Raw genomic sequence first — 9,949 nt, 5'->3', positions numbered from 1 at the left:
CGCCAGCGCAACAAGCGCCGTGGTGGCGGAGCATCCGACGAGTTCGAGACCGAGATCGGCGAGGACGACGTTCTCATCCCGATCGCCGGCATCCTCGACATCCTCGACAACTACGCCTTCGTCCGTACGACCGGCTACCTCGCCGGCACCAGCGACGTCTATGTCTCGCTCGGCCAGGTGAAGAAGTACAACCTGCGCAAGGGCGATGCGATCGTCGGCGCCATCAAGCAGCCGCGCGAAGGCGAGCAGCAGGGGCGTCAGAAGTACAACGCGCTCGTCAAGGTCGACTCCATCAACGGGCTGTCCGTCGAGGATGCCGCGAACCGCGTCGAGTTCGGCAAGCTCACCCCGCTGTACCCGCAGGAGCGCCTGCGCCTGGAGACCGCGCCCGAGAAGCTGACGCAGCGCATCATCGATCTCGTCGCGCCGATCGGCAAGGGGCAGCGCGGGCTCATCGTCGCGCCGCCCAAGGCGGGCAAGACCATCGTCCTGCAGCAGATCGCCAACGCGATCGCGCAGAACAACCCCGAGGCGCACCTCATGGTCGTCCTGGTCGACGAGCGCCCCGAAGAGGTCACCGACATGGAGCGCACCGTCAAGGGCGAAGTCATCGCTTCGACCTTCGACCGCCCCGCCGAGGACCACACCACGGTCGCCGAGCTCGCGATCGAGCGCGCCAAGCGCCTGGTCGAGCTCGGCCGCGACGTCGTCGTGCTGCTCGACTCGATCACCCGGCTCGGACGCGCCTACAACATCGCCACGCCGACCTCGGGCCGCGTGCTCACCGGCGGCGTCGACGCCGCGGCGCTGTACCCGCCCAAGCGCTTCTTCGGCGCTGCGCGCAACATCGAGAACGGCGGATCGCTCACGATCCTCGCCACTGCCCTCGTCGAGACCGGTTCCAAGATGGACGAGGTCATCTTCGAGGAGTTCAAGGGAACCGGCAACAGCGAACTGCGCCTGTCGCGCCAGCTCGCCGACAAGCGCATCTTCCCGGCCGTCGACGTCAACGCATCGTCCACGCGCCGTGAAGAGATGCTGCTGAGCCCCGACGAGGTCAAGATCACCTGGAAGCTGCGTCGCGCCCTCGCGGGCCTCGACCCCCAGCAGGCTCTCGAGGTCGTGCTCGGCAAGCTGAAGGAGACGCAGTCCAACGTCGAATTCCTCGTGCAGATGCAGAAGTCGATGCCGGCTCCGACCGCGGGCGGCTCGAGCCACAGCCACGAGAACAACATCCGCTGATCCGGATCTGATCGGAGCAGAGGCGTGTTCGAGTCCGTTCAGGCGCTCATCGACGAACACCGCCGGGTGCAGGAGGAACTCTCCGACCCGGCGGTGCACGCCGACGCTGCGCGCGCCAAGCGCGTCAATCGCCGTTACGCCGAGCTGAGCCGCATCGTCTCCGCCCACGCGGCGTGGGTCGCGGCATCCGATGATCTGGACGCGGCCCGTGAGCTCGCCAAAGAGGACGCCGTCTTCGCCGACGAGGTGCCCGCGCTCGAGGAGAATCTCGCTCAGTCGCAGGAGAGGCTTCGACGACTGCTCATCCCGCGCGATCCGGACGATGCACGCGATGTGATCATGGAGATCAAAGCCGGTGAGGGCGGAGCCGAGTCGGCACTGTTCGCCGCTGATCTGCTGCGCATGTACATCCAGTACGCCGCGCACAAGGGGTGGAAGACCGAACTGCTCGAGCGCAACGAGTCCGACCTGGGCGGCTACAAGGATGTCCAGATCGCGATCAAGGGGAGCTCGTCCGACCCCGCACAGGGGGTCTGGGCGCACTTGAAGTACGAGGGCGGCGTGCACCGCGTGCAGCGCGTGCCCGCGACCGAGTCGCAGGGGCGCATCCATACCTCGACGACCGGTGTGCTCGTCTTCCCCGAGGTCGACGAGCCCGACGAAGTCCAGATCAACCAGAACGATCTCAAGATCGATGTCTACCGTTCCTCGGGGCCGGGCGGGCAGTCGGTCAACACGACCGACTCGGCCGTGCGCATCACGCACCTTCCCACCGGCATCGTCGTCTCGATGCAGAACGAGAAATCCCAGCTGCAGAACCGTGAGGCGGCGATGCGCGTGCTGCGCGCTCGTATCCTCGCCAAGCAGCAGGAGGAGCGCGATGCCGCGGCTTCGGATGCCCGTAAGTCGCAGATCCGCGGTATGGATCGCTCCGAGCGGATCCGCACCTACAACTTCCCCGAGAATCGCATCGCCGATCACCGCACCGGGTTCAAGGCCTACAACCTCGACCAGGTGATGGACGGCGCTCTCGAACCGATCATCGAATCGGCGATCACCGCCGACGAGGAGGCGCGTCTCGCCGCCGTCGGCAACGACGGCTGAGACGATCTCAACGCCGACGGGCTCAGATCGAGTAGTCGGGAGCCAGGCGCAGGTCGGCGAAGTCGTCGTGGCCGACGCGCTTGCGAGTCCGCGCGGGCACGCCGACGAGGATGCTGTCAGCCGGAGCATCCTTCGTCACCACGGCGTTGGCGCCCACGACGGTGTTGCGCCCGACGAGGATCGGCCCGAGAACCTTCGCACCGGAGCCGACGACGACGCCGTCCGCGAGCGTCGGATGCCGTTTCCCGCTGGCATCGGGCGTGCGCCCTCCGAGCGTCACACCGTGATAGAGCATCACATCATCGCCGATCTCGGCCGTCTCGCCGATCACGATCCCCATGCCGTGGTCGATGAAGAACCGTCGGCCGATGCGCGCACCGGGGTGGATCTCGATGCCGGTGAGACCGCGCGAGAGCTGTGAGAGCGCGCGGGGGAGGAAGCGCATGCCCGACTGCCAGAGGCGGTGAGAGATCCGGTGCACCCAGATGGCGTGCATCCCGGGGTACAACAGACCCACTTCGATCGCCGTGCGGGCGGCCGGGTCTCTCAGGCGTGCGGCCGCGATGTCCTCGCGTACGCGGGCGAAAACTCCCATCGTGCGGATCAGACTTCGCGCAGGTCCTCGAAGAGCGCCGTGGAGATGTAGCGCTCACCGGTGTCGGGGAAGACGACGACGATCGTCTTGCCGCTGTTCTCCGGGCGCGCGGCGACCTGCAGGGCCGCCGACAGGGCAGCGCCGGAGGACATGCCCACGAGCAGTCCCTCCTCGGCCGCGAGGGCGCGCGCGAGGCGCAGCGACTCGTCGAATTCGACGGCGATGACCTCATCGAGGATCTCGCGGTCGAGAACGCCGGGGACGAAGTTCGGGCCGATGCCCTGGATCTTGTGCGGGCCGGGGTGGCCTTCGGTGAGAACGGGGGAGTCCTTCGGCTCGACCGCGATGACCCGGACATCGGGCTTGACGGCCTTGAGCGCCTGGCCCGTTCCGGTCACTGTCCCGCCGGTGCCGACGCCCGCGATGAAGATGTCGACGTCACCATCGGTGTCGCGCAGGATCTCCTGAGCGGTGGTCTCGCGGTGGATCTTGGGGTTCGCCGCGTTCTCGAACTGCTTGATCCACACGGCGCCGGGCGTCTCGGCGACGATCCGCTGGGTCTCCTCGATCGCGCCGCTCATGCCCTTGGTCGGGTCCGTGAGGACGATCTGCGCGCCGAAGGCCTTCAGGAGCACCCGGCGCTCCTTCGACATCGATGCGGGCATCGTGAGGATGACCTTGTAGCCGCGAGCAGCGCCCACCATCGCAAGCGCGATTCCGGTGTTGCCGCTGGTGGACTCGACGATCGTGCCGCCCGGCTTGAGCTCACCCGACTCCTCGGCAGCGTTGACCATCGCGATGCCGATGCGGTCCTTCACGCTGGAGGCCGGGTTGTAGTACTCGAGCTTGGCCAGCACGGTGGCCCCGAGGCCCTCGGTCACACGGTTCAGCCGCACCAGCGGCGTGTTGCCGAAGGCGGACGTGATGTCGGAGTGGATTCCGGTCATGGTGGGGACCTCTCGATCGGTACGGATGTGCTCAAGCCTATTCGAGAGGGGGCGGCCATGGGCCATTGTGACGCGCGGGTGAACGCCCAGCACGTACGCTGGAGGGATGCCTGAACAGACCATCGCCGCAGCCGTCCGTGCGGCCGCCGCGCGGCTCGCCGAGGTCGGCGTCCCCGACCCGCTCGTCGATGCGGAACTTCTCGTCGGCCATGTGCGCGGCCTCGGACGCGGCGAGGTGCAGGCGACGATTCTCCGCGGTGATTCGTGGGACGAGGAGGCGGGGCAGCGCTTCCTCGGACTCGTCGAGCGCCGGGCCGCGCGCGAACCCCTGCAGCACATCACGGGCCGCGCGCCGTTCCGGCACCTCGAGCTGGCCGTCGGTCCCGGCGTCTTCGTGCCTCGACCCGAGACGGAGATGGTCGCACAGTTCGCCATCGACGCGCTCGTCGCCGACGCATCCGAAGCGCCCATCGGCGTCGACCTGTGCACCGGAAGCGGCGCAATCGCGCTGGCTCTGGCGACCGAGGTCCCGCACTCACGCGTCTTCGCCGTCGAGCTGTCGGACGATGCGCACGCCTGGGCCGCGCGCAACACGGCCTCGGCGGGGAACCTCACGCTGGTGCACGGCGATCTCGCGGATGCGCTCCCCGAGCTCGACGGGTCGGTCTCGGTCGTCATCTCCAACCCGCCGTACGTACCCGACGACGCGCTCCCGCGCGACCCGGAGGTGCGGCTGCACGACCCCGCAATGGCGTTGTACGGCGGCCCGGACGGCCTCGACATCGTGCGCGTTCTCAGCGCGCGTGCGCTGAGACTCCTGCGGGCGGGCGGTCTGCTGGTCATCGAGCACGGCGAACTTCAGGGCCGGCAGATCCGCGACCTGCTGACCGCGGACGGATGGCGCGCAGCCGATACCCACCCCGACCTCACCCATCGCGACAGGGCGACCACCGCAATACGCCCCTGACCGGCCCCGGGCCTCGGAACGACGCGCCGGTGCACGTAGACTGGTGCAGTCATGTCCTCTCTCTTCGACTGCCGCGATGAGGCCGAGCTTCTCGCCGGAATGCGCCGCGCCCGCCAGGCCATCGCCCGTGGTGAGCTCATCGTCATGCCCACCGATACTGTCTACGGGGTCGCCGCTGATGCGTTCACGCCCGCTGCAGTCCAACGGCTGCTCGACGCTAAGGGTCGCGGCCGCAACCAGCCGCCGCCCGTCCTCGTCGCGGGGCAGTCGGCGCTTGCGGCGCTCGTGGAAGAGGTCCCCGAGCCCGTGCAACGGCTCGTCGACGAGTTCTGGCCCGGAGGACTGACGATCGTCCTGCCGGCCCAGCCCTCTCTCTCCTGGGATCTCGGAGACACGCTGGGCACCGTCGCCGTGCGCATGCCCGATCAGCGGATCGCCCTCGAACTCCTCGAAGAGACCGGCCCGCTGGCCGTCTCCAGCGCCAACCTCACCGGCAAGGCCGCGGCGGTCACCGCATCCGATGCGCAGCGGATGCTCCAGGACGACGTCGCCGTTTACCTCGACGGGGGAGTCAGCCGCACCGGCATCGCCTCGACGATCATCGACGCGACATCCCTCGTGCGCCGAGGGGGCGACGAGACCACGGATCCGGTCGTGCGCATCCTGCGGGAAGGCGCCATCACCCGGGCGCAGCTCGAAGGAGTGATCGGCGATCTGCTCGAACCCGCTGCGGTCGCGGAGGACACGGCGGACGGCACGGCGTGAAGCAGTATCTCTTCACGATCATCCTCACGGCCACGATCACGGTGATCATGTCGTGGGCGGTGTGGCAGCTCAGCCTGCGATTCAAGCTCTATCCCGGCATCCGCGAGCGCGACGTCCACACCACGCCGACCCCGCGCCTCGGAGGCGTGGCGATGTTCCTCGGAATCGCCACCGCCATCGCCGTCTCCGCCGCGAACCCGTTCTTCTCGATCATGTGGGTTCCGCCGAACACCATGTGGGCGGTCCTCGGGGCGGCGCTCCTCATCGCCGTGATCGGCGTGATCGATGATCTGCTCGATCTGGACTGGATGATCAAGCTCGGCGCGCAGTTCCTCGCCGCGGGCATCATCACCGTCGGCGGCGGACTGCAGATCCTCGCCCTCCCGCTCGGCGACATGATCATCTTCTCGAGCTGGCTGAGCATCGCGGTGACGATGTTCGCGATCGTCGTGGTCATGAACGCGGTCAACTTCATCGACGGACTGGACGGTCTCGTCGCTGGCGTCTGCCTCATCGCCAACGGGGTCTTCTTCGCATACTCCTACATCCTGACGCGCGACACCGGGGCGAGCAGCTACTTCAACCTCGCCTCGTTCCTCGCCGCCGTCATGATCGGCGCCTGTATCGGGTTCCTCCCCCTGAACTGGAGCCCGGCCAAGCTCTTCATGGGCGACTCCGGGGCTCTCGTGCTGGGGCTGCTCATGGCGACCTCGGCGATCGCGCTGACCGGGCAGATGTCCTCGGCCGCGATGGACCCGGAGGAGTTCGGGCGCTCGCAGCTGCTCGGCGCGTTCATCCCGATCCTGCTTCCGCTGGTGGTCGTGCTCCTGCCCCTGCTCGACTTCGGCCTCGCCGTGTTCCGACGCATGAGGGCCGGGCGCTCTCCTTTCTCACCGGACCGCAAGCACCTGCACCACCGCATGCTCGATCTCGGCCATCGGGACCGCGATGCCGTCCTCATCTTCTACGCATGGACGACGATCATCTCGCTCGCCGTGCTTCTCATGTACCTGGGAACCCGCGAGGACTGGCCGGGCCAGTACGTTCCCGGCATCATCTTCGGGGTCATCGGGATCGCCGCGTGCCTGATCGTCACCCTGCTGCCCACCCGGCCCCGCAAAGCCCCTCAACCACTGGAGAAGACCCCATGAACCGCGAAACCGTCTCGAGCACCCCGGTGCTTCGCGCTGCCCTGGTGTGGGGCAGTGCCATCGGTGGAACGGCCGTCGTCGTCGCCGGCATCGTCGGATGGCTCGTCGCCCAGTGGCCCGGTCTCTGGAGCGGTGTGCTCGGGGCCCTCATCGGCGTGATCTTCCCGGCGATGACCGCGGTCAGCATCCTGATCGCCAACCGCTGGTTCGGGAACCCCGCCTTCCTCCAGATCTTCTTCGGAATCGTGATGGGCGGCTGGCTGATCAAGTTCATCCTCGTCGTCGTCCTGCTGCTCACGCTGGCACGCCTCGACTGGGTCGTTCCGCTGGTCTTCTACTTCGCACTGGTGGCGACGGCCGTCGTCTCGCTGGTCGTCGACCTCATGGTCATGAGCAAGATCCGCATCCCCGCGGCATCCGATGTGGAGCTGCCGCAGCAGGATCCCGAAGCCTGAGAGCCGGGATCTCCCGTCGTGTCCAGAAGGGCGCTGACTTTTTGATAGAGTGAGTGAGTTCCACCGCGGAAGTAGTCCGACTCTCATGTCGGGCCCTGCAGGAGCAACATTTTCACCTCTCGACGCGCTGGAACCTGCCAACGCGAGAAGCAGGAGCCAATACGTTGAGTCACGTGGGCGCGGTCATCATGGCCGCCGACGACAACCAGTTCCACCCGCCGTCCATCGGTGACTTCTTCCCTCCAGCGATCTTCTTCGAGGGAACGATGTTCGAGTTCACGCGCATCAACCTCGCACAGGTGATCGCGACAGTGGTGCTCGTCATCGTCCTGCTGGTCGGCACACGCCGCCTCTCGGTCGTTCCTGGCCGCGGTCAGAACCTCATCGAGATGGCCTTCGGCTTCGTGCGCGTGCAGATCGCCGACCAGGTCCTCGGTGAGAAGGACGGCAAGCGCTTCCTCCCGATCCTGACGACGATGTTCTTCGGAATCCTGTTCATGAACCTGACGGGTGTCATCCCCGGCATCAACATGGCGGGAACGGCTGTCGCCGGAGTTCCGCTCCTGCTGGCGCTCGTGGCATACGTCCTCTTCATCTACGCCGGCATCCGCAAGCACGGTGGCCTGCGCTTCCTGAAGAACTCTCTGATCCCGAACGGCGTTCCGATCTATCTGGTGCCGATCATCGCGCTCGTCGAGCTGATCTCGACCTTCGTGGCGCGCCCGGTCTCGCTGTTCCTGCGTCTGCTGCTGAACATGATCGTCGGGCACATGATGCTCGTCCTGTTCTTCTCCGCCACGCACTTCTTCCTGCTGAGCATGAACTGGTTCACCCCGTTCGCGGTCGGAACATTCGCGATGAGCTTCGCGTTCACGCTGTTCGAGATCTTTGTTTACGTTCTCCAGGCATACGTCTTCACAATCCTGACTGCGGTCTACATCCAGCTCGCAGTCGCTGAAGAGCACTGACGATCATCCAATCGGATGATCGCCCTACGAAAGGAAAAAACCAGTGGACGCTACGACAGTTCTCGCGCAGATCACGGGTAACATCGCGACCGTCGGCTACGGTCTCGCCGCCATCGGACCGGCCATCGGTCTGGGCATCATGATCGGCAAGACGATCGAATCCACCGCACGCCAGCCCGAGCTGGCCGGCCGCCTTCAGACGACGATGTTCATCGGTGTTGCATTCATCGAGATCCTCGCCCTGATCGGTATCGCCACGCCGTTCATCTTCGCCGCGGTCTGATCCGCAAACCGATCGCGACTCGAGAATAAGGAGGCAGGATGCGTAACGCTCTTGTCACTCTCGCGGCCGACGGTGAAGTCGGTAACCCGCTGCTCCCAGCGGGTTACGACATCATCTGGTCGGGCGTGTGTTTCATCATCATCCTGCTCGTCGTCTGGCTTGTGGCGCTTCCCCGTCTGACGAAGGTGCTCGACGCGCGTTCGCAGGCCATCGAGGGCAACATCGCCAAGGCCGACGAGGCCCAGAAGGAAGCAGAAGCAGCGCTGGAGGAGTACACCCGCCAGCTCGCAGAAGCGCGCACTGAGGCCGGCCAGATCCGCGAAACCGCCCGTGAGGACGGCAAGAAGATCATCGCCGAGGCCAAGGAGACGGCAACGGTGGAGGCCGGTCGCGTGACCGCCGCCGCTCACACGCAGATCGAGGCGGAGCGCCAGTCGACGCTCATCGCACTGCGCTCCGAGGTCGGGAGCCTCGCCCTCGACCTCGCCGGTGGCGTGGTCGGCGAGACCCTCTCGGACGACGCGCGTGCGACCGCCGTGGTCGACCGCTTCCTCGCTGACCTCGAGACTGCAGAAAAGGCGGCCAAGTAATGGGCAGCGCGACGACTCAGGCACTGTCGGCTTCGACGGCTGCCCTCGCTCAGGCGAAGGGCGTCACCCTCGACACCGCGAGTGAGCTGTTCACCGCGGCCCGTTTCGTGGGGGAGTCCGGTCAGCTGAGCGGCGCGCTGGCCGACCCGGCTGCTCCTGCGGGCCTTCGCGAGAAGGTCGTCGCGACGGTATTCGCCGGCATGTCCGAGACCACCCGTCAGGTGCTCTCGGCTGCCGTTGGACAGCGCTGGTCCGACGCCGACGGCCTCGTCGACGGCATCGAGGAGCTGGCCATCCGCGCGACGGCCATCGCGAAGCCGAAGGACGACATCTCGGGCGAGCTGTTCTCCTTCCTGCGTGTGATCGCTGCGAACCCGGAACTCGAGCTCGCGCTCGGCAGTCGGCTCGGCGATGACGCAGGAAAGAGCGTGCTCGTCGAGAAGCTCATCACGGGTGTCACCGGAAAGGCCACGACACTGATCGTGTCCTCGATGGTTCGCCAGCCGCGTGGGCGCCGCGTTCGTCAGCTGCTGAACCGCGCGATGAAGATCGTCTCGGCCCAGGCAGGACGTACGGTCGCCACCGTGCACACGGCGTCGCCTCTCTCGGCAGAACAGCGAACGCGCCTCGGCGCCGTGCTGGCCGAGCGTTACGACGTGCAGGTCTCCATCAATGAAGTGATCGACCCCACCGTCGTGGGCGGACTGCGCGTGCAGATCGCCGATGACGTGATCGACGGCAGCATCTCCGCGCGGCTCGCCGATCTTCGACAGAAGCTCGCGGGCTAATACGACTTCGCGCGGGGAACCGCGCACCCAGATACAAAGGGAAGACAATGGCAGAACTTTCGATCAGCCCCGACGTCATCCGTGACGCGCTGAA

12 protein-coding genes are annotated in these 9,949 nt (G+C 66.6%); 10 read left to right on the top strand and 2 right to left on the bottom strand.

Annotated elements, in window-relative coordinates; genetic code table 11:
* Both rho and prfA read left to right on the top strand, forming a co-directional pair.
* The coding region (rho, locus tag Q0Z66_RS11125) for a transcription termination factor Rho (RefSeq protein ID WP_298041113.1) at window positions 1-1,242 on the top strand (1,242 nt) is incomplete at its 5' end.
* 24 nt (window positions 1,243-1,266) lie between these two features.
* A complete protein-coding gene (gene prfA / locus Q0Z66_RS11120; protein WP_298041111.1) occupies window positions 1,267-2,346 on the top strand; it encodes a peptide chain release factor 1 in 1,080 nt (359 codons plus the stop codon).
* Between the two features lie 22 nt (window positions 2,347-2,368).
* Here prfA and epsC read toward each other — a convergent pair whose 3' ends face one another.
* A complete protein-coding gene (gene epsC / locus Q0Z66_RS11115; RefSeq protein WP_298041109.1) occupies window positions 2,369-2,941 on the bottom strand; it encodes a serine O-acetyltransferase EpsC in 573 nt (190 codons plus the stop codon).
* Between the two features lie 8 nt (window positions 2,942-2,949).
* Window positions 2,950-3,888, bottom strand: a complete 939-nt coding sequence (cysK, locus tag Q0Z66_RS11110) for a cysteine synthase A (RefSeq protein WP_298041107.1) — start codon at window positions 3,886-3,888, stop codon at window positions 2,950-2,952.
* A 106-nt stretch (window positions 3,889-3,994) separates the two neighbouring features.
* Here cysK and prmC point away from each other — a divergent pair, with 106 nt between their 5' ends.
* The 8 genes from prmC to Q0Z66_RS11070 all read left to right on the top strand — a co-directional run bounded on the left by prmC (window position 3,995) and on the right by Q0Z66_RS11070 (window position 9,855).
* On the top strand, window positions 3,995-4,855 hold the full coding sequence (gene prmC, locus Q0Z66_RS11105; protein WP_298041105.1) for a peptide chain release factor N(5)-glutamine methyltransferase: 861 nt from the start codon (window positions 3,995-3,997) through the stop codon (window positions 4,853-4,855).
* 51 nt (window positions 4,856-4,906) lie between these two features.
* Window positions 4,907-5,620 (top strand): L-threonylcarbamoyladenylate synthase, encoded by a 714-nt coding sequence (locus Q0Z66_RS11100; RefSeq protein ID WP_298041103.1) that lies wholly within the window; start codon window positions 4,907-4,909, stop codon window positions 5,618-5,620.
* Window positions 5,617-6,771, top strand: coding sequence for an MraY family glycosyltransferase (locus Q0Z66_RS11095; RefSeq protein WP_298041101.1), 1,155 nt, complete (start codon window positions 5,617-5,619; stop codon window positions 6,769-6,771). The genes Q0Z66_RS11100 and Q0Z66_RS11095 overlap by 4 nt, the downstream gene beginning before the upstream one ends.
* Entirely contained in the window at window positions 6,768-7,226 is a 459-nt protein-coding gene (locus tag Q0Z66_RS11090) for a hypothetical protein (protein WP_298041099.1), read from the top strand. The genes Q0Z66_RS11095 and Q0Z66_RS11090 overlap by 4 nt, the downstream gene beginning before the upstream one ends.
* A 173-nt stretch (window positions 7,227-7,399) precedes the next feature.
* Window positions 7,400-8,194, top strand: a complete 795-nt coding sequence (gene atpB / locus Q0Z66_RS11085; RefSeq protein ID WP_298041097.1) for a F0F1 ATP synthase subunit A — start codon at window positions 7,400-7,402, stop codon at window positions 8,192-8,194.
* A 43-nt stretch (window positions 8,195-8,237) separates the two neighbouring features.
* A complete protein-coding gene (gene atpE, locus Q0Z66_RS11080; protein WP_116647429.1) occupies window positions 8,238-8,477 on the top strand; it encodes a F0F1 ATP synthase subunit C in 240 nt (79 codons plus the stop codon).
* Window positions 8,478-8,515: 38 nt separating this feature from the next.
* Window positions 8,516-9,067 (top strand): F0F1 ATP synthase subunit B, encoded by a 552-nt coding sequence (locus Q0Z66_RS11075; protein WP_298041091.1) that lies wholly within the window; start codon window positions 8,516-8,518, stop codon window positions 9,065-9,067.
* Window positions 9,067-9,855, top strand: coding sequence for a F0F1 ATP synthase subunit delta (locus Q0Z66_RS11070; RefSeq protein ID WP_298041090.1), 789 nt, complete (start codon window positions 9,067-9,069; stop codon window positions 9,853-9,855). The genes Q0Z66_RS11075 and Q0Z66_RS11070 overlap by 1 nt, the downstream gene beginning before the upstream one ends.
* Window positions 9,856-9,949 lie beyond the last annotated feature (94 nt).

Origin of the sequence: uncultured Microbacterium sp. (assembly GCF_947632095.1) — a bacterium.
GTDB lineage: Bacteria > Actinomycetota > Actinomycetes > Actinomycetales > Microbacteriaceae > Microbacterium.
This window is presented reverse-complemented; position numbering and strand designations above follow the sequence as displayed.